17 protein-coding genes are annotated in these 18,148 nt (G+C 57.6%); 4 read left to right on the top strand and 13 right to left on the bottom strand.

The features are described from left to right. Positions 1 to 4: 4 nt before the first annotated feature. Genes RZ517_RS06020 through RZ517_RS06000 form a run of 5 tightly spaced genes read right to left on the bottom strand, consistent with a single transcriptional unit; the run spans position 5 to position 4,047 of the window. Entirely contained in the window at positions 5 to 274 is a 270-nt protein-coding gene (locus RZ517_RS06020; protein ID WP_338550563.1) for a hypothetical protein, read from the bottom strand. After that, positions 271 to 1,035 (bottom strand): hypothetical protein, encoded by a 765-nt coding sequence (locus tag RZ517_RS06015; protein WP_338550562.1) that lies wholly within the window; start codon positions 1,033 to 1,035, stop codon positions 271 to 273. Before RZ517_RS06015 ends, RZ517_RS06020 begins: the two co-directional genes overlap by 4 nt. After that, positions 1,035 to 2,078 (bottom strand): Rieske 2Fe-2S domain-containing protein, encoded by a 1,044-nt coding sequence (locus RZ517_RS06010; protein WP_338550561.1) that lies wholly within the window; start codon positions 2,076 to 2,078, stop codon positions 1,035 to 1,037. The genes RZ517_RS06015 and RZ517_RS06010 overlap by 1 nt, the downstream gene beginning before the upstream one ends. Beyond that, positions 2,075 to 2,440 (bottom strand): hypothetical protein, encoded by a 366-nt coding sequence (locus RZ517_RS06005; RefSeq protein ID WP_338550560.1) that lies wholly within the window; start codon positions 2,438 to 2,440, stop codon positions 2,075 to 2,077. The genes RZ517_RS06010 and RZ517_RS06005 overlap by 4 nt, the downstream gene beginning before the upstream one ends. Next, positions 2,437 to 4,047, bottom strand: coding sequence for a glutamate synthase-related protein (locus RZ517_RS06000; RefSeq protein WP_338550559.1), 1,611 nt, complete (start codon positions 4,045 to 4,047; stop codon positions 2,437 to 2,439). Before RZ517_RS06000 ends, RZ517_RS06005 begins: the two co-directional genes overlap by 4 nt. A gap of 95 nt (positions 4,048 to 4,142) precedes the next feature. On the opposite strand from RZ517_RS06000, the gene RZ517_RS05995 reads away from it, so the two are divergent. Beyond that, positions 4,143 to 5,156 (top strand): histone deacetylase family protein, encoded by a 1,014-nt coding sequence (locus tag RZ517_RS05995; RefSeq protein WP_338550558.1) that lies wholly within the window; start codon positions 4,143 to 4,145, stop codon positions 5,154 to 5,156. Between the two features lie 65 nt (positions 5,157 to 5,221). Further along, on the top strand, positions 5,222 to 6,004 hold the full coding sequence (gene phnX, locus RZ517_RS05990) for a phosphonoacetaldehyde hydrolase (RefSeq protein ID WP_338550557.1): 783 nt from the start codon (positions 5,222 to 5,224) through the stop codon (positions 6,002 to 6,004). Here phnX and RZ517_RS05985 read toward each other — a convergent pair. From RZ517_RS05985 to hisS, 6 genes are all read right to left on the bottom strand, one after another. Then, on the bottom strand, positions 6,001 to 6,528 hold the full coding sequence (locus RZ517_RS05985; RefSeq protein WP_338550556.1) for a DUF4166 domain-containing protein: 528 nt from the start codon (positions 6,526 to 6,528) through the stop codon (positions 6,001 to 6,003). The two genes, phnX and RZ517_RS05985, sit on opposite strands and share 4 nt — an antisense overlap. Then, positions 6,525 to 6,986, bottom strand: a complete 462-nt coding sequence (locus RZ517_RS05980) for a thiol-disulfide oxidoreductase DCC family protein (RefSeq protein ID WP_338550555.1) — start codon at positions 6,984 to 6,986, stop codon at positions 6,525 to 6,527. Before RZ517_RS05980 ends, RZ517_RS05985 begins: the two co-directional genes overlap by 4 nt. 105 nt (positions 6,987 to 7,091) lie before the next feature. Next, positions 7,092 to 8,264 carry a mandelate racemase/muconate lactonizing enzyme family protein gene (locus tag RZ517_RS05975; protein ID WP_338550554.1) on the bottom strand — a complete coding sequence of 391 codons (1,173 nt, stop codon included), beginning with the start codon at positions 8,262 to 8,264 and terminating at the stop codon, positions 7,092 to 7,094. 169 nt (positions 8,265 to 8,433) lie between these two features. Beyond that, positions 8,434 to 9,129 (bottom strand): ATP phosphoribosyltransferase, encoded by a 696-nt coding sequence (gene hisG, locus RZ517_RS05970; protein WP_338550553.1) that lies wholly within the window; start codon positions 9,127 to 9,129, stop codon positions 8,434 to 8,436. Further along, positions 9,126 to 10,211 (bottom strand): ATP phosphoribosyltransferase regulatory subunit, encoded by a 1,086-nt coding sequence (locus RZ517_RS05965; protein ID WP_338550552.1) that lies wholly within the window; start codon positions 10,209 to 10,211, stop codon positions 9,126 to 9,128. Before RZ517_RS05965 ends, hisG begins: the two co-directional genes overlap by 4 nt. After that, positions 10,208 to 11,695 carry a histidine--tRNA ligase gene (hisS, locus tag RZ517_RS05960; protein ID WP_338550551.1) on the bottom strand — a complete coding sequence of 496 codons (1,488 nt, stop codon included), beginning with the start codon at positions 11,693 to 11,695 and terminating at the stop codon, positions 10,208 to 10,210. The genes RZ517_RS05965 and hisS overlap by 4 nt, the downstream gene beginning before the upstream one ends. Before the next feature lie 141 nt (positions 11,696 to 11,836). Here hisS and RZ517_RS05955 point away from each other — a divergent pair, with 141 nt between their 5' ends. Next, on the top strand, positions 11,837 to 12,031 hold the full coding sequence (locus RZ517_RS05955; RefSeq protein WP_338550550.1) for a SlyX family protein: 195 nt from the start codon (positions 11,837 to 11,839) through the stop codon (positions 12,029 to 12,031). Positions 12,032 to 12,066: 35 nt separating this feature from the next. Here the strand turns inward: RZ517_RS05955 and RZ517_RS05950 are convergent, their stop codons facing one another. Together RZ517_RS05950 and dnaE are read right to left on the bottom strand one after the other, a co-directional pair. After that, positions 12,067 to 12,867 carry an alpha/beta hydrolase gene (locus RZ517_RS05950; protein WP_338550549.1) on the bottom strand — a complete coding sequence of 267 codons (801 nt, stop codon included), beginning with the start codon at positions 12,865 to 12,867 and terminating at the stop codon, positions 12,067 to 12,069. Between the two features lie 2 nt (positions 12,868 to 12,869). Then, positions 12,870 to 16,373 (bottom strand): DNA polymerase III subunit alpha, encoded by a 3,504-nt coding sequence (gene dnaE, locus RZ517_RS05945; protein ID WP_338550548.1) that lies wholly within the window; start codon positions 16,371 to 16,373, stop codon positions 12,870 to 12,872. A gap of 167 nt (positions 16,374 to 16,540) precedes the next feature. Between dnaE and RZ517_RS05940 the strand changes: the two genes are divergently transcribed. Next, positions 16,541 to 18,058 (top strand): ABC transporter ATP-binding protein, encoded by a 1,518-nt coding sequence (locus tag RZ517_RS05940; protein ID WP_338550547.1) that lies wholly within the window; start codon positions 16,541 to 16,543, stop codon positions 18,056 to 18,058. Positions 18,059 to 18,148 lie beyond the last annotated feature (90 nt).

Genomic DNA, 18,148 nt, shown 5'->3' with positions numbered 1-18,148 from the left:
CCTTTCACTCGTGGCTCCCGCCACTGGTTAGGTCATAGAGTTTTTGCAGAATGGTGAGGGTCAGGAAGCTGAGCACGACCCAGATCACCAGTTCAAAATCAGCGAAATCCGTGCCGCGCAGCCATCGCGCCAGCAATCCGCCCTGGGGGCGTAGAGCCTCGATACCGAAAAGCCCCTCACGGCCCCAAAGTTGAAACACCCAAAAGCGGGAAATGTAGAGAAGGGCAAAACCGGCGGTGGCTGCAATTCCGGTCCAGATCAGCCGCCGGATCATTGCACCAGCTCCGCTGTGTCCGGCTCCAGATGGAACACCAGAAGATCACCATGGCGCACCACCTTGCCCTCTACCGAAATATAGGCCGCAACAAGGTCATAGGCGGATTTCGGGAAAATCGTGCCACCCGGGCCGACGACCAACAGAAATTCACTGCCCTCGACGGGCTGCGTGCTGACGAAGACCGGTGGGATATCTCCGATCAGACAGAGGTTGGCGCAAGCCTTATGCGCAATACCTGTGCCAGGGCGCATCGCCCCAGCCAGACATTTTCCATCGCAAATCTCACCTGCAATGCGCCAACGCCCCAGGTCTTCGCTTTCCATCTCCGGCGCGTCGCCTTCCGCTCTCGCAATGCCATTCTGCCCGCCGCGCACCTGCATCATGTCCAACTCGCCCCGGTCCAGAATAGTGCCGGAGACCGTGACAAGCTCGCCGTCCAAATCCCGCACCCGGTTCATCAGGCTTTGTTTGCCGCCTGCCGAAAGCATGAGCGTGTGCCCCTCAGGGACATGTTCGCTGCCTTGGGTGACACGCACCACGGGATAAGGTGTCAGTTCCATCACACCAGTTACGGTTTGGCGGCCATAGTCGCCCCGAAAGGCGCCATTGCCGGGATCATCCTGTGTGGCCCCAATGCCAAGGCCCACGCCTGCCATGAGCAACACCAAGCCAATGCCGATCCCGATGAGGAAACTGCGCAATCCGTCAGGAGCAGTCAGGTAGCCTACGAAAAACGGTTTGTCTTTATTGTCAGACATCACGCCACCTCGACAGGATCAACATGCGTGCCGGGCGGGTTGGCATGCGGATCGACCAGAACCGCGCCGTTCTCGACACGCAGATTGTAGGTTGGAATTTTCTCGGTGAAGGGTGCCGGGGATTGGCCATCGGTCACCCGGTATTGAAACCCGTGCCAGGGGCACGTTACGAGGCAATCAATGATGCGCCCTTCACCCAGAGGGCCGTTTTGGTGCGCACAGGCGTTCGATATGGCCGAAAGCTTGCCTTCATGTTTGAACACCGCCACACGCTTGCCATCGGGCAAAAGCGCGATGCGCGCGCGCCCTTCCTCGATCTCATCCGCCTGACAGATGCGCATCCAATCGCCATCCGCTGTGGCCAGCGGGTCGCCCGTTTTGCGTTCCGCCAGAAAAGCCCAGACATGCAGGAGTGCGACAGCGAAAGCCGTAACGATGAAAAAGATGGGCAAGAACAGGCTCTGCTGATCTTGCAGGATGCCAAGGCTGATATGCGCGACCACGGAGACATAAGCCGCGTAGATCAGGTAATGCAGGCGCTTCCAGACTGGAGCTGTGAGAAACTTGAGCCAGAAATCATGGCTTGTCGCGGCGAGGATCAACAAAATCACCAAAGCCAACGCCCCCAGCGCCTCAAACGGGAAGCCCAAAAGCTGGCCGTAGTTCGTGTTTGACAAAAGCAGCGCATCCCATTTGGGCACGAACGAAAAGGCGAAATACCAATTGAGGATATACCCCGCATGGGCGGTCGCGACAAAAGCGGTCATCACCCCAAAATGGCGACGATTGTAGAGCAGCGGCATGAAACGCGTGTCGAGCTTGGCCAGAGGACCAATCGCCAGGATGATCGAGAGCATCAGGAATGCGCAGGCCCCAAAGGCGCGGGCGTTGTGCACCTGGCTGTTGATCGGGCGCTCGTGGCTGAGGATTTCGGGGGTGATGTGGATAAATATCCAAAGAAAGGCCGCGACACCGGCTAGCATAATACCGTCATAGATCCACTTGTTCGGGTTCCATTGGACAGGGATATACTTGACGCTCATTGCCCTGCCTCCGAAAGTCGCTCAGGCGCGACATGAGCGGGCCAGGTTTGTTTGATGCTGAGCCCCGTGGCGATGATGATCGCAATAGAGATGGCCATGCCAATCGCAACGAAACCATGCGCCCCGCGCACCGCTTTGTAGCGTTTGGTTTCATCGGAGCGACCCGTCTCTAGCGCGTACCAGCGCCATAGCACCAACGGCCAGATGAGCAAAACGCCGGGAACCAGCAGTGGGCGAAAGATGTAGGCGCCGCGCGCATCTTCATCGATGCGGTCAATGCCGATTGTAAGGAAGATCAGCGCGACAACTGCACCCATCATGAGCCAGTATTCCGCCAAAATCACCAGCCCCGCGGCCATCATTGCAGGCCTCCATAGGCCACGCCTGACAGGTCGGCCATGTCGCGTTTCCAGGTAGTCAGATCATCTGCGTTGAATTTCGAGAGGTGATCATGCCCACAGGCTCGGGCCATCACCTGCATCAACTCTACCGAAGCCTCAAAGAAATTGGCCAACTGCCGCGCGGATTTTTCAATCACCAGACGGCTCACCAGATACGGTTTTTGCGTGGCGATACCGACCGGACAGTTATTGGTGTGACAGGCACGCATGGCGATACAGCCGATCGCTTGCATGGCTGAGTTGGACAGCGCCACAGCATCCGCGCCCAGCGCCATCGCCTTCACAAAATCAACCGGCTTGCGCAACCCGCCTGTGATGACAAGGCTCACATCGCCGCGCTCAAGGCGGTCCAAATGCCGTCGCGCCCGTGCCAAGGCTGGAATGGTCGGCACCGAAATATTGTCACGGAAGATGAGCGGTGCGGCCCCTGTGCCGCCGCCGCGCCCATCGAGAATGATATAGTCCACGCCCACCTCTAGGGCCGCGTCTATGTCCTTTTCAATATGCTGCGCGCTGAGCTTGAAGCCGATTGGGATACCGCCTGTGCGGTCGCGCACCTGATCAGCGAAGTCCTTGATCTGGCTGGGATCTGTCCATTCCGGGAAGCGCGCAGGCGAGATCGCGTCCTGCCCCTCTTCAAGTCCACGCACATCGGCGATCTTGCCTTTGACCTTGGCTCCGGGCAGATGCCCGCCCGTGCCGGTCTTGGCCCCCTGCCCGCCTTTGAAATGAAAGGCTTGCACTCGGTCCAGCTTATCCCACTCAAATCCGAACCGGGCCGAGGCCAACTCATAGAAATAGCGGCTGTTGGCTTCCTGCTCTTCGGGCAGCATGCCACCCTCGCCTGAGCAAATCCCGGTTCCGGCAAGCTCTGCCCCGCGCGCCAGTGCCAATTTGGCCGGCTCGCTCAAAGCGCCAAAGCTCATGTCAGAGACGAAGAGCGGGATATCAAGTGTTAAGGGCTTCTGTGCATTCGGGCCGATCACAACCTCTGTGCTTACTGGGTCGTCGTCCAGAAGCGGCGCGCGATGAAGTTGCGCGGTGATGATCTGAATGTCATCCCAATCCGGCAGCTCGGCCCGCGGCACCCCCATGCTGTCGACCACGCCGTGATGGCCTGTTTTGGAAAGTCCTTCGCGTGCGTAGCGCTGAACAAGTGCGTTATGCGGCTCTTCTTCCGTGCCGTGGCTCGTGTCGGCATAAAGGCCTAAGTACTCATCGCGCTGAAACGGTTGGGGGTGATCTTTGGCCCAGGCGTTGATTTCATCCTCATCTACCCAAACCTCACCATTATCAGTCCAGGAGGTGAATTTTGGCAGTACTTCGGCGTTGTTATATTCCGACACGCCCGAGTCGAGACGGTAATCCCAGTAGTGCAGTCCGCAAATCAGGTTATCGCCCTGCACAAAACCGTCCGACATGAGCGCCCCACGATGCAGGCAGCGGCCATACATCACCGACACCTCCTCATCAAATCGCACCACCACGAGGTCTACCTCACCCACCAGCGCGTATTGTGGTTTGCGATCCGGCAGGGTGTCTAACTTAGCGACCGAGACTTTTTTCATGCGATTCCCTTAACTTGATTTGTCGCGATGTTGCTGCATTTGAATTTGTAAGGCTAGGTTTACAGAAAAAACGTGATCTGATTTGAGTGTCAGGCATGAAAGTTTTTCTCGATTCCGCACAAGCCGCGCATCATCCGCAGAACTTCCTTCACCAGGGCGTAATCAAACCATCCCCGGAAAGCCCTGAGCGCATTGAGCTTTTGCGAAAAGGGGCAGAAGATGCGGGAGCTATTTTTCATACGCCACCTGATGCGGGTTTGGCGCCCATCGCGGCGGTGCATGACGCGCGGTATTTGACCTTTTTGCAGACGATTCACGAAAGATGGAAAGTCCTGCCAGGCGCCGCGCCGGAGGTCATTCCAAATGTGCACCCCCGCGCGCGCAGCGATGGCTATCCCAGCTCAGCAGTGGGTCAGGCCGGCTACCATCAGGCTGATACGGCCTGTCCAATCGGGCCGCACACCTACATGTCGGCCTACGCCTCGGCACAATCGGCCATTGCCGCGACGGATGCGGTTCTGGCGGGCGACAGACATGCCTATGCGCTCTGCCGACCGCCAGGGCATCATGCCTATGCCGATCAGGCAGGCGGCTTTTGCTTTCTGAACAACTCCGCCATCGCGGCGCAGCGGTTGCTGGATCATAGGATGCACCCTGCAATATTGGATGTGGATGTGCATCACGGCAATGGCACACAAGGCATATTCTATGCACGTGGCGACGTGCTGACCGTTTCGATCCATGCCGATCCGGATGGGTTTTATCCTTTCTTCTGGGGCCATGCAGAAGAACGCGGAGAAGGGCAAGGTGAGGGGGCAAATCTCAACCTGCCTTTGATGCGCGGCAGTGACGACGCCGTTTTTCTGACAGCATTGGACACAGCATTGGGTGCGATTTCCGACTTCGGGGCGACGGCCATCGTGGTTGCTTTGGGCCTTGATGCGCATGAAGATGACCCGTTCCAAGGCCTGGCGGTAAGCACGCAGGGCTTTACCCGGATCGCATCGACCATCGCAGGCACTGGGCTGCCACTGGTTCTCGTACAGGAAGGCGGATATGTCTCCGACGCCCTTGGCCACAACCTGACGGCTTTCTTTGAAGGGCTGTAGCCTGTCAAACTTCTCTTCACCTTGCAGGCCAGTGCGTTCGAGCTGAAAGAAAGGAACCGTTGCTCATGTCCCGTTTTACTGCTGTCGTCTTTGACTGGGCCGGTACAACCGTTGATTTTGGGTCGTTCGCCCCGATGGGCGTGTTTGTCAAAGCCTTTGCAGAGTTCGGTCTCACGGTCACAATCGATGAAGCCCGCGCGCCGATGGGCGTGGCCAAATGGGACCACATCCGAGTGATGATGGACATGCCCTCCATCGCGCGGCAATGGCAGGATGCGCATGGGCGTGCCCCGACAGATGCCGATGTCGATGAGGTCTACAAGGTTTTCGTTCCGATGAATGAAAAGGTTGCGGCGGAGTATGCGGATCTGGTGCCCGGCTGTGCCGAAGCCATAGCGGCATTGCGCAAGATGGGTCTCAAGATTGGCTCGACCACCGGATATACCCGCTCAATCATGGAAAACGTGCTGCCTGTCGCAGCGGCACAGGGGTACGTGCCGGACAATCTGGTGTGTTCCGATGATCTGCCCGAAGGGCGACCCGGACCGTTAGGGATGTATCAATGCATGATTGATCTGGCGGCTTATCCGCCCGATTCAATCCTCAAAGTAGATGATACCGCACCGGGCATTGCCGAAGGCGTTTCGGCAGGATGCGTGACTGTTGGCGTAGCGCTGTCCGGGAACGCGGTCGGAAAAACGCCTCAGGAATTGGTGGCTTTGTCCGAGACTGAAATCGCCACACTACGCGCGCATGCCACAAAAATCCTTGTAGATGCAGGCGCAGATCATGTCATCGACACAGTGGCGGATTTGCCCGAACTCGTACGCCGGTTGGACACGACCTAACTTGTGGCCAACCAACCATGATAGCGCACGATGGGCTTGTCACTCCAAGGCAGGCAAATGGCGATCTCGAAGCGATACAGCCCCTGATCTGGTCGTTCGCTGGCCATGACATTCGGCGCAGCCCAACGCGGCACAGCAAGACCTGCAAATCGAAACTGCCACTCTGTCAGGTCAAGACCACCTGAAGCAGGCGATAGGCGGCTGATCGCTGTCATCGCGCCCAGGCGTTCCGCTAACATGTCCCCGTCTTCCACCCATTGAACAGTGCGCATCACCTGATCTCCAATTTGGCGGATCCAAACCTCTCTTTGCCCTTGTTTTTCCTTGGTAAAACTCAGGGGCGCCTGTTCGAACGCCTTTGGAAAACCCGCGCATCTCAAGGCCAATCGCAAGAACGGGTTACGCGTCATCTCAACCGTAATCTCACCCTCGAACCGGCCCATGCTTTCATGCAAAACTCGGCATTCCGGTGCCAACGCCACCAGCCCTTCAGCGCCCAAAATCTGCGCGTAGACGCTTGTCACCGCACCAGCCTTGATTGCACCGCCGCATCCGGCAAAGCACATAAATCCGCGCGACCAAAGAGGCGATACCGGTTGCGCGCGATGCGGGCGTAGATCCAATCCTGCAAGCCAAAAGGCAGAGCCGACAAGATGCGCAAAGGCGCGTAAATCGCGCTAAACCTGGGGAACAAGCGCAACATGGCATCCAGCGAACCATAGGCGTGTCCCTCTTCTACCAAGAGCCAGGTTTCCGGGTCGTCAGGACGCATACCATAGTGCCGCAAAAGCGCCTGACCCAGCGCCCCTTGCGCAGGGGCAATGCGAACGGCGTCCTCTCGGTCAAGCCGCGCGATCCGCCGGGCAGCGCGTGAACACAACGCGCATTCTGCATCCATCACGACATGTATGCGCGTCTCGTCAAATGTCGGAACCTCAGGATCATCGCGATAAGAATAGGCGGGATGTGGCTGGGGTCGCATGACATTGATCCTTTCGGCGAAAACTTAAGTCTTTCAGATTTCTACGCCAAGATGCAGATCGTCACACGGGCTTCTTTCTTGTCAAAAATACCCAATTCGACGGATCTAACTCTTGCGAAAATGTCCCCCATATCCGCCGCCGGTTTGCCCCGCAGGAAACGCGCCTTCGTCGCAATACCGCTGATGGCAGCGCGCCAGCGCTTTGGGATCAATCGCAACGCCCAAACCCGGCCCGGTGGGCACTGGCAATGTGCCGGAACGCGGCTGCATCGGGCCGCCTTCGATCACGTCATCCGCGTACCAGCGCAGCAAGGTCTGGCTGGCCTCTCGCACAGGCTCCAGTGCGGCACTGAGATGCAGGTAAGCGGCGCTTGCAACACCTGTTTCGCCACTGTGAAATCGAAACCCGATATCAAATCGCACGCAGGATCGGATGAAATCCACAGCCCCGGACATGCCACCCAATTCATTGATATTGGTCACGATTGCGTCCGGCGCGCCAAGCTCCACCGCGCGGCGAAGATCGATCCGGTGGCTTGACAGCCCCGCTTCTGTAACGGACCGCAAAGCGGCCATTTCCTCATAGTTTTCAACGGGTTCTTCGTACCACGCCACGTCATACGGCCCAAGCGCCTTGATCGCACGCTTTGCGGTGGGCAAGACCCACCCGCCATTGGCATCAAGCCGCAATTCGCGGTCGCCAATCGCCGCGCGCACCTCGCGGACCATGTCCACTTCGGTTGTCAGGTCGAATGTCGCCAGCTTGCCTTCAAAAATCTGAGCATCGTGTTTGTCGATCATCTCGGCACAGAATTTTGCGATCTCAACCGGTGTGGCCTCACCGGGATGCGCCGGGCCGGGATCGCGAAAGGCGAAATATTCGGTCAGCGCAATCTCATCGCGGACCTTGCCACCAAGAAGATGCCACAGGGGAAGGCCTTCGGTTTTGCCACGCGCATCCCACATGGCCATTTCGATGCCACCGAACACACGCCGTTTGGCCAGCACATTGTCCCAGGGAGAATAGGCCATACTGGGTACACAAAGACGTACGGCCTCGGTCACAAGCCGAATGTCACGTCCGACAAGGCGCACACCCATTACTTCGACATCGGCAGCCCGATCCCCGTCGGCACATTCGCCAAGACCCACAACCCCATCTTCTGTCTCAAGCTCGATCACCGTTTTGGTCAAAGAAGCAATCGCGCCATAGCTGAACCGATACGGGGCGACAAAAGGAATGTTAACCGGCGTCGCCTTGATGGAGCGGATGATCATCGCGTTCTATCCCTTTGATATTCATAAAGGTTAACGCTTTGATACGGTTCTGGGAAGAAACAAAGGCAACTTGGCTTTTGGTTTTCACATCTGAGAACTTGCAATTTAGGTTATCCACAGAAAAACTCTTACAGCTTGCAGATATCAAACCACAAACGCGGTTATCCCCTCAAGAAACACCCAAGCTCTCGATCAGCTCACCGAGCGTTTTGCGATCCAGATCACAGATATCTGCACGGCGCGCGCGATAGAGCGTGGCCTGACTGCGCAAGATCAAGCCGTCTTCCAGTGTTTTCAAATGATTGGCGCGCATTGTGTCACCTGTAGATGTAATGTCGGCGATCGCCTCGGCGGTCTCGTTTTTGACCGTACCTTCCGTGGCGCCCTGGCTGTCGACCAACTGATAATCGGCCACGCCATTCTCGCGCAGAAACTCACGGCACAAGCGATGGTACTTGGTGGCGATGCGAAGCCGAAACCCGTGCACAGACCGAAAGGCCGCCGCCGCTGCGTCCAGATCATCCAGCGTATTCACATCGACCCAAGCCTGCGGGACAGCCAGCACGAGGTCAGCCTGACCAAAGCCCAAAGGCTCCAATTCCTCAACCACCTGATCCCATTGCCCCAGTTTTTCGCGCACAAGATCGGTGCCGGTCACGCCCAGATGAATGCGCCCGGCGCGCAATTCCCGGGGGATTTCTCCAGCGGACAGCAGGACCAGCTCAACACCGTCGATACCTTCTACAAAGCCTGAGTATTCACGATCAGATCCAGCCCGGCCCAACGTGATGCCGCGCTTGGCAAACCAGTCAAAGGTCTTTTCCATCAATCGCCCTTTGGAGGGCACACCGATCTTGATGCTCATGCCGCGCCTCCGAGTTCAACCACCAGACCGGGCCGTATGACACCGCCGACTGCGGGAATTTCGCGCCCCTGCCCCAATTGCCGGGTCAACGCGTCGTAGCGCCCACCACTAGCGACTGGCGGCAAATCCGGACGGTCCGGCGCATAGAAACCAAAAACAAACCCGTCATAGTATTCCATCTGCGTGCGGCCATAGCTGGCTTCGAAATCAAGCACTGTCACGTCGATGCCAGCAGCGTTGAGCGCGTCAAGCCGTTTGGCAAGCCGCGCAACAGCGGGGCTGATGGAGGGCAGATCAACCGCGATATCGCGGAGATGTTCCAGCGCGTTAACAGATGTTTCGCGCACAGACAGAATGGCATCCAACAGGGCGACATCGTTTTCAGACAAATTTGGGGCTGCTGCATCTTCGCGCAGAGCGGCAATGCGCGCCTCGATCTCAGCATGGCTGCGCAGACCGATCAGAGGGGCGGCTTGCTCCATCGGGTTGTCCATAGCCAAGAGGCTGGCGCGGCTTTCCGGCACAGATGCGCGACCGGAGTACCGGTCCACAAGCGCACGGAACCGGCGGGGCCGCCAGATATGGCGCATCAAGGCCGCCTTGCGACGGTCTGTGGTTTGCAAGCCGGACACCGCTGCGGTGAGAATGCCGATATCCCCCGTTGACGCCCGCAGCTTCAGTGGCTTCAGAATATTGTAAATCTCTGAAAATACACGAGCATCAGCGGCCTCAGGGGCCTCGCGGTCAAACAGCTCAAATCCGACCTGATGGTACTCGCTGGCCCGATCCGGGTCATCCTCCTGGCGGCGAAACACCTCTCCTGCGTAGGTGTAACAGGCCGGTTCGGCACCGTGCTCCATGTGCATCTGCACCACGGGCACGGTGAAATCCGGGCGCAGCATTTGTTCGCCACGAAGCGCATCTGACGTCACATAGGCACGCGCACGGATGTCTTCGCCATAAAGATCAAGCAATGTGTCCGCAGGCTGCAAAACTGGTGGGCCCACAGGGGTGGCCCCGGCGGCCTCAAAGATCCCACGCAGGCGCAACGCCTCGGCTTTGATCGCGGCAAGGTTGGTCATTTCCCCTGCCCGTCGAGGATTTCTTTCACCTTGGCAACCAGTTGGTCGCGTGGCACTTCAAACTGGCTGGGCCGTTCCTTCCATTCTTCTAGCGTGGCGCTTTCGGCAATCTTCGCGCCGAGGACCAGGTCCTTGATCTGCACGATGCCTTTTTCCTTTTCGTCACCGCCCTCGATCACTGCAACCGGGCTGCCACGCCGGTCAGCGTATTTGAGCTGATTGCCGAAGTTTTTGGGGTTCCCGAGATAAACTTCGGCGCGGATGCCTGCCTGGCGCAGCTCGGCGACCATCGCCTGATAATCCGACATCCGGTCGCGATCCATGACCGTCACAACCACAGGGCCCTCGACCCTACCGCCAATCCGACCCTTTTCGCGCAAAGCCGCCAAGAGTCGGTCCACACCGATGGAGACACCCGTGGCTGGCACAGCCTGACCGGTGAAGCGTTTGACCAGATCATCATAGCGCCCGCCGCCCGCGACCGAACCGAATTGACGCTTGCGGCCCTTTTCATCGTGAATTTCGAAGGTGAGCTCGGCCTCGTAAACCGGGCCGGTGTAGTAGCCGAGACCACGGACAACGGAAGGGTCGATGACGATGCGGTCAGGTTCGTAGCCTTGAGCGACAAGAAGATTGGCAATGGTTTCAAGTTCTTGCACACCTTCAAGTCCCATTTGACTGCCACCAACCGCTTGGCGCACGTTCGAAATGGTCTCTGACGCTTCGTCTGATTTCGAGGTCAGGAAACCCAAAACGGGGCCAGCCTGATCATCGCTCAATCCGACTCCTTCAATATATGCACCCGACGCATCCAATCGTCCCTTGCCCAAAAGCTCCCGCACGCCGGCCTCGCCCACCTTGTCAAACTTGTCGATGGTACGCAGCACCGCATCGCGTGTTTCGCCTTCTTCAAGGCCCATGACTTCGAGCACGCCATTCAGAACCTTCCGGTTGTTCACCCGCACCACATAATCGCCGCGCGGAATCCCGACCGCCTCCAGCGTGTCCGCCAGCATCGCACAGATCTCGGCATCCGCGGCCATGCTTGCCGTGCCCACAGTGTCCGCATCACATTGATAAAACTGACGAAACCTCCCCGGCCCAGGCTTTTCATTGCGCCAGACTGGTCCCATCGCATACCGCCGATACGGTGTGGGTAGATCATTGCGGTGCTGCGCATAGACCCGCGCCAAGGGCGCCGTCAGATCATAGCGCAGCGCCATCCAGTCGCCCGCGCCGTCTTCGTCCGCCTCTTGCCAGGCAAACACACCCTCATTCGGGCGATCCACATCGGGCAGAAACTTCCCCAGCGCCTCGACCGTCTCAACTGCGCTCGTCTCAAGCGCGTCAAAGCCATATTGATGATACACCCCGGCAATTTTGTGCAGCATATCAGCACGTTCGGTGACTTCGACACCGAAATAATCACGGAACCCTTTGGGCGTTTCCGCCTTGGGTCTTGGGGCTTTTTTCATCTTGGCCATGTCCAACGTCCTTGGCTTGGGCATCTGCGAGGCGGTCTAGCCGAAGGGCCGCCTGTGGGCAAGCGATGGCGTATTCGCGCCCAAGCATCACGAATTGGTGCGCCACATTGACCGCGTTAACGCTTTGCCGATAATTGCGATATGGAACGGCTGGAAGAGAACATTGCGCATTTGCAGCGCACCGTTGATGAGCTGTCGGACGTGATCGCACGTCAGGAAGCCACGATCGCGATGCTCAACCGTCGCGTTCAGCTTTTGATGGAAGCCGAAGCAGAGCGTGAAGCCATGAACACAGGCCAGGTTCTTGCAGGAGATAAACCCCCGCCGCATTGGTGATGATCGCAACACAATTCTGAAGTGATGTCAGAGCGTTATTTACTGTTGTCGCGCGCCGAATGCACGAAATCTGCAATTCGTTTAAAAGTCGCGAACCGGCGTTCATCCGGGAAAGGTGTGATGTGGCTGTGGATCATTGTATCGGATTCGATCAGCCGTACCTGCTTACCCATCACCCGCTTCATGCGCCTGACTGATTTGATCGGTACACGTTTGTCTTCGGGATTGTGGATGGCCAGTATCGGGCCAGACAACTCGGGAGAAACCAATGAAGGATAGGCGTAGCCCCCAGATGCTGAAAAAACTCCGGCTGGTTTAGAACACTCAATGCCCAGAGCAGGTGCAGTGAAAACCATGTTGAACGCGTTTATTCCACCTGCTGACGTACCCGCCAAAATTCTTGTATCGGACCACCCGAACCGATCTGCATTGTCATTTGCCCATCTCACGAAGGCCAAACCATCTTCCATCGCCGCCAGCGCCCGGTCATGCGACAGCAAAAGCCTGAGGTGATTGCGGCGTTTGGCTTGAAGCGCATCATACTGCATTTGGACGGCCTCAGACAGATCGTCAAACTCTGCTTTCAGCCGATACTGCACACTTGCTACCGCGATGCCGTGCTTGGTCAATACTCTCCCCATCCTTCGGCAAACGCGCTGGCGAAAGTTACCTGTCACAAACGCACCACCGTGAAACCACACGAAAAGAGGGGGTGATGGGACTGATGGCAGATACAAATCGCAACAAAGAGAAACAGATGCACCACCGAGCTGATGCGAAGCATAGACTTCTCCTTCGATCACACGGGAAGAATTGTCCGGAGCAACAGCATCCAAAGTTAGATATCCTCGACTGTCACAACACCTGAAAGACTTTTGATTGCGCCTTTGATCTTGGGTGTTACAGGGAATTCGCGCCCCGCGGCAATCTCGACTTCTCCTGGAAGTCCCTGATGCATCAGGCAAAAATAGATGGGCCCTCTTCCTGTCCGCTGTTTGAGATCTTCGGCAGAGGTCAGGACACTTGCGACCGATGGGATCGCAGCTTCGCTTTCCACAAATATCCGCAGACCCGAGGCACCTGCATCGGCCACAACGGCATCAGCGGGCTGCACACTTCGAGCCAGAAGCTTGAGTTGATCGGCCTCCATGGTGGCCTCAACGCCCAAGACAATCTGCGCACCGGTTTCCAGATCGTCTCTTGCGCTTTCCAGCGTATCGGAAAACATTGTGACTTCGTATCCGCCAGTCACATCGCTGAGCTGAACAAAGGCAAAGCGGTTGCCGCGTGCGGATTTGCGTTCCTGACGCCCTGCAACGACCCCGGCCATTTTAGCCACAAGCGCGCCCTTTTGCGCGGCCAATTCCGTGACCTCATCCAGCGTTTTGACATCCTTGCGGCGCAGCGCGGCCATGTAGTCGTCTAGCGGATGACCAGAGAGGTAAAAGCCCACAGCGGTGAATTCTTCGGTCAATCGCTCCGCCGGAAGCCAGTCTTCTACCGGGCTGAGACGCGGTTCGGGCAGGTCATCGCCCGCTTCGCCAAAGAGTGAAACCTGATTGGAGGCGCGTTGTTCGAATATGGCTGCGGAATACCGCATCAACGCCTCAAGGCTGTCAAACACACGGCGGCGGTTGCGATCCAGTTCATCAAAACCGCCCGCGCGGGCCAGCATTTCCAGCGGCCGCTTGCCAATGGATTTCAAATCAACCCGCCGCGCAAAATCAAAGAGCGTAACAAAGGGTTTGTCACCCCGCACTTCGGTGATCAGGCGCATCGCCTCGGCACCCACGTTCTTGAGTGCGCCGAGCCCATAGTGCAGAACACCGTCTTTGACGGAAAACGTCGCCTCTGAGCGGTTCACGCAAGGCGGCGCCCAGGGCAGATCAAGTTGTTTGCGCACTTCTTCAAAATAGACAGCCAGCTTATCAGTGAGATGAATGTCGCAATTCATCACTCCGGCCATGAACTCCACCGAATGGTTCGCTTTGAGCCACGCCGTCTGATAACTGACGACAGCATAGGCCGCCGCATGGGATTTGTTGAATCCGTAATTGGCGAATTTATCCAAGAGGTTCCATACCTCTAGCGCCTTGGCGTCATCGACACCGTTTTCCTTGGCGCCAGCAATGAATTTCGGCCGCTCGGCATCCATCGCCTCTTGGATCTTTTTGCCCATCGCGCGGCGCAGAAGGTCCGCACCGCCAAGGCTGTAACCCGCCATCTCCTGGGCGATTTGCATAACCTGTTCTTGGTAGACGATGATACCCTGGGTCTCATCCAGAATGTGATCAATCGAAGGGTGCAGCGTTTCGCGCTCTGAAAGCTGGTTTTTCACCTCGCAAAACTTCGGAATGTTCTCCATCGGGCCAGGGCGGTAGAGCGCTACAAGTGCGATGATGTCCTCGATGCAATCGGGTTTCATGCGCTTGAGCGCATCCATCATGCCGGAGCTTTCCACCTGGAACACAGCGACGGTTTTGGCGGCGGCATAAAGCTCATAGGTTTTGGTATCATCCAGCGGAATGGCGTTGATCTGATTGACCGCGCCTTCGGCAGGTTCATAAAGCTGCGTGCCATCAGCGGCGACATGCAAATCCCGACCTGAAGCGTGGATCTGCGCCATTGCGTTCTGAATAACGGTCAGGGTTTTCAGGCCGAGAAAGTCGAATTTGACCAGCCCGGCCTGTTCCACCCACTTCATGTTGAACTGCGTGGCCGGCATGTCAGAACGTGGGTCCTGGTAGAGCGGCACCAAAGCATCCAAAGGCCGATCACCAATCACTACACCCGCTGCATGGGTCGAGGCGTTTCTGAGCAGACCTTCTACCTGCATGCCGTATTTCAGCAGACGGTCGACCACCTCTTCGCGCTTGGCCTCATCGCGCAAGCGCTCTTCCTGAGCGAGCGCCTTTTCGATGCTCACAGGTTTCACACCTTCAACCGGGATCATTTTGCTGAGTCGATCCACCTGTCCATAGGGCATCTGCAACACCCGGCCAAGGTCGCGCACCGCCGCCTTGGACAAAAGCGCGCCGAACGTAATGATCTGCCCCACCTTGTCGCGGCCATATTTTTGCTGAACGTACTGAATGACCTCTTCGCGACGATCCATGCAGAAGTCGATATCGAAATCCGGCATACTGACCCTCTCTGGGTTCAGGAACCGCTCGAAAAGAAGCGAGTAAGCCAGCGGATCAAGGTCGGTGATCGTCAGCGCATAGGCCACAAGACTGCCTGCACCCGAACCGCGCCCGGGACCAACCGGAATATCCTTTTCCTTGGCCCATTTGATGAAATCGGCAACGATCAGAAAATAGCCAGGAAAACCCATGCCTTCGATAATGCCAAGCTCAAAGTCGAGGCGCTTTTCGTACTCTTCGACAGAGGTCGCATGGGGAATAACGGCCAGCCGCTCTTTGAGACCCGCTTCTGCCTGTCGGCGCAGTTCTTCGATCTCATCATCTGCAAATTTTGGGAGGATTGGATCGCGTTTGTAAGCTCCGAATGCGCAGCGTTGCGCAATTTCCACCGTATTTTCAATGGCCTCAGGCAAATCAGCGAATAGCGTCGCCATCTCTGCCGGACTTTTGAAGTAGTGCTCGGCCGTCAGCCTTCGGCGCGGCTCGGACTGATCCACATAAGCCCCTTCGGCCACGCAGATCATCGCGTCATGCGCCTCGTACATGTCTGCCTTGGGAAAATAGACATCGTTCGTCGCCACTAAAGGCAAATCCATGGCATAAGCCATCTCGACAAAACCGCGTTCCGTGAGCACTTCGGCCTCTGGCACGCCTGCCTCACCGCGGTGACGCTGCAACTCTACATAGAGCCGGTCTCCGAATGCTGCCTTGATCCGTGTCATCAAAGCCTCGGCCGCTGCGTGCTGACCAAGCTGCAAGAGCTTGCCCACCGCGCCATCCGGACCACCGCTGAGACAGATGACCGCCTCAGCATGCGCCTCAAGGTCTTCGATTGTCAGGTGTGGCAACTGCCCATCCGCGCGCAGGTAAAGCGCCGAATTGAGCTTCATGAGGTTCTCATACCCCTGTTCGTTTTGCGCCAACAGAACGACGGGGGCGGGTGGCACTGCGCGCTTACCGGGTTCAGGCGCGAGGTATTGCAGATCGAACTGACACCCCATGATCGGCTGCACACCGGCCCCGCTGGCAGCCACGGAAAACTCCAGTGCCGCGAACATATTGTTGGTGTCGGTCACAGCAACCGCCGGCATGTCGTGGGTGACGCAGAGATCCGCGAGCTTTTTGAGGCGCACGGCCCCTTCAAGAAGCGAATATTCAGTATGAAGACGAAGATGGATGAATCGAGGGGTTCTGCTCATGGTGGCGATCCTAGGCGACCACCCTGCCCTTCGCCAGAGGTGAGTGCCCAAATCAGAGGCATTTTCTGTGGACAACTGCCCCATCCTGGACCCGGCCCATTGCAGCGCCTGCCCGCCTTGGGCTAAGCAGACGCGGGGTTGCCGGAAACCGGGGGGACACACGGCGCGTGACAGAGCCTTTGCTGAGACTTTCCGGCCTGACCAAAACCTATCCCGGGGTTGTGGCCAATGACGATGTGAGCTTTGACATCCATCCAGGCCAGGTGCATGCGCTCTTGGGGGAAAACGGGGCTGGCAAGTCAACGCTGGTTAAAATGATTTACGGTCTGGTTGCGCCAGACCAAGGCACCATGCTGTTGCTTGGACAGGACTTTGCGCCCAAAGAACCCAGTGACGCCCGGGCCGCAGGCGTGGCCATGGTGTTTCAGCATTTCTCGCTCTTTGAAGCTCTTAGCGTTGCTGAAAACGTGGCCCTTGGCATGGAGACCCCACCGCCGATGCGGCAGCTCTCAGCCCGCATTCGGGATGTCTCAAACGGTTATGGCTTGCCGCTGGATCCAAGCCGCATGGTTGGCGACCTTTCTGCAGGGGAACGACAGCGCGTCGAAATCATTCGTTGCCTTCTGCAAGACCCCCGGCTTCTGATCATGGATGAACCGACGTCAGTCCTCACCCCGCAAGAGGTCGAAATCCTGTTTCAAACCTTACGCAAACTCACATCCGAAGGTGTCGCGATCCTTTATATCTCCCACAAACTGGAAGAAATTCAGCGCCTGTGTGACCAGGCCACGATCCTTCGGCACGGACGCAAGGTCGGCACTTGTGTTCCGTCCGAGTCATCGGCGCGCGACATGGCTGAGATGATGGTCGGCAACAGCTTTGCCACCCCGGCGCGCGCAGATCACAGAGCCGGCGACGTGATACTGGAATTGCGAAACCTTTCACGCCCGCCCTCGTCTGCTTTTGGCATGTCTCTGAGAAATATCAGCTTTGCCCTTTATTCGGGGGAAATACTTGGCATCGGCGGCGTGGCGGGCAATGGTCAGGATGAGCTGCTGGCCGCGCTTTCCGGCGAGGCGCGAGGCGCTCCTGACACTATCGTGTTCCAAGGCACACCCATTGGCAATTTCGGTCCCTCCGAACGGCGCCGGCTAGGATTGCTGGCCGCCCCCGAAGAGAGGCTGGGTCATGCCGCAGCCCCGGATATGAGCCTGACCGAAAACGCGCTTTTGACAGGGTTTGCGCGCCAAAACCTGCATTGGCAGGGGGTTCTCAACTGGTCGGCCGCGAAAAATTTTGCAGAGTCCATCATCGTGAAATTCGATGTCCGCACCCCAAGTGCCGATGTCGCGGCGCGTGCTTTGTCGGGGGGAAATCTTCAGAAATTTGTCATCGGGCGCGAGGTTGTACAGCGCCCGGCTGTGTTTGTTGTCAATCAACCCACCTGGGGCGTCGATGCAGCGGCCGCCGCGGCCATCCGGCAGGCTCTGCTGGATCTGGCCACCAATGGGGCGGCCGTGCTTTGCATCAGCCAGGATCTTGATGAGCTTCTGGAAATCTCCGACCGGTTTGCAGCCCTCAACGAAGGGCGTTTGTCTGATATCAAAGCCTCCAACACGCTCTCCGTTGAGGAAATCGGCCTGATGATGGGCGGCGCACACGGGATGGAGGTGGCACATGGCTAAACGCGCCCCTTCCCTTTCTTTTTGCTCAAAATATCCTGGGGGAGGCGCCCAAAGGGCGGCGGGGACAGAGCCCCGAATCCTGCATATAGG

It is taken from the genome of Roseovarius sp. S88 (assembly GCF_037023735.1).
Taxonomy (GTDB): domain Bacteria; phylum Pseudomonadota; class Alphaproteobacteria; order Rhodobacterales; family Rhodobacteraceae; genus Roseovarius; species Roseovarius phycicola.
Note: the sequence above shows the minus strand (reverse complement) of the source record. Positions and strands in the feature narration are given on the sequence as shown.

Coding starts and splice junctions, on each gene's coding strand:
- phnX (WP_338550557.1), top strand. CDS start 5,222: ATGTCCCGTTTTACTGCTGTCGTCTTTGACTGGGCCGGTACAACCGTT.
- dnaE (WP_338550548.1), bottom strand. CDS start 16,373: ATGAGCAGAACCCCTCGATTCATCCATCTTCGTCTTCATACTGAATAT.
- RZ517_RS05965 (WP_338550552.1), bottom strand. CDS start 10,211: ATGACCAACCTTGCCGCGATCAAAGCCGAGGCGTTGCGCCTGCGTGGG.
- RZ517_RS05955 (WP_338550550.1), top strand. CDS start 11,837: ATGGAACGGCTGGAAGAGAACATTGCGCATTTGCAGCGCACCGTTGAT.
- RZ517_RS05975 (WP_338550554.1), bottom strand. CDS start 8,264: ATGATCATCCGCTCCATCAAGGCGACGCCGGTTAACATTCCTTTTGTC.
- hisG (WP_338550553.1), bottom strand. CDS start 9,129: ATGAGCATCAAGATCGGTGTGCCCTCCAAAGGGCGATTGATGGAAAAG.
- RZ517_RS06000 (WP_338550559.1), bottom strand. CDS start 4,047: ATGAAAAAAGTCTCGGTCGCTAAGTTAGACACCCTGCCGGATCGCAAA.
- RZ517_RS06015 (WP_338550562.1), bottom strand. CDS start 1,035: ATGTCTGACAATAAAGACAAACCGTTTTTCGTAGGCTACCTGACTGCT.
- RZ517_RS06020 (WP_338550563.1), bottom strand. CDS start 274: ATGATCCGGCGGCTGATCTGGACCGGAATTGCAGCCACCGCCGGTTTT.
- RZ517_RS05995 (WP_338550558.1), top strand. CDS start 4,143: ATGAAAGTTTTTCTCGATTCCGCACAAGCCGCGCATCATCCGCAGAAC.
- RZ517_RS06005 (WP_338550560.1), bottom strand. CDS start 2,440: ATGATGGCCGCGGGGCTGGTGATTTTGGCGGAATACTGGCTCATGATG.
- RZ517_RS05980 (WP_338550555.1), bottom strand. CDS start 6,986: ATGCGACCCCAGCCACATCCCGCCTATTCTTATCGCGATGATCCTGAG.
- RZ517_RS06010 (WP_338550561.1), bottom strand. CDS start 2,078: ATGAGCGTCAAGTATATCCCTGTCCAATGGAACCCGAACAAGTGGATC.
- hisS (WP_338550551.1), bottom strand. CDS start 11,695: ATGGCCAAGATGAAAAAAGCCCCAAGACCCAAGGCGGAAACGCCCAAA.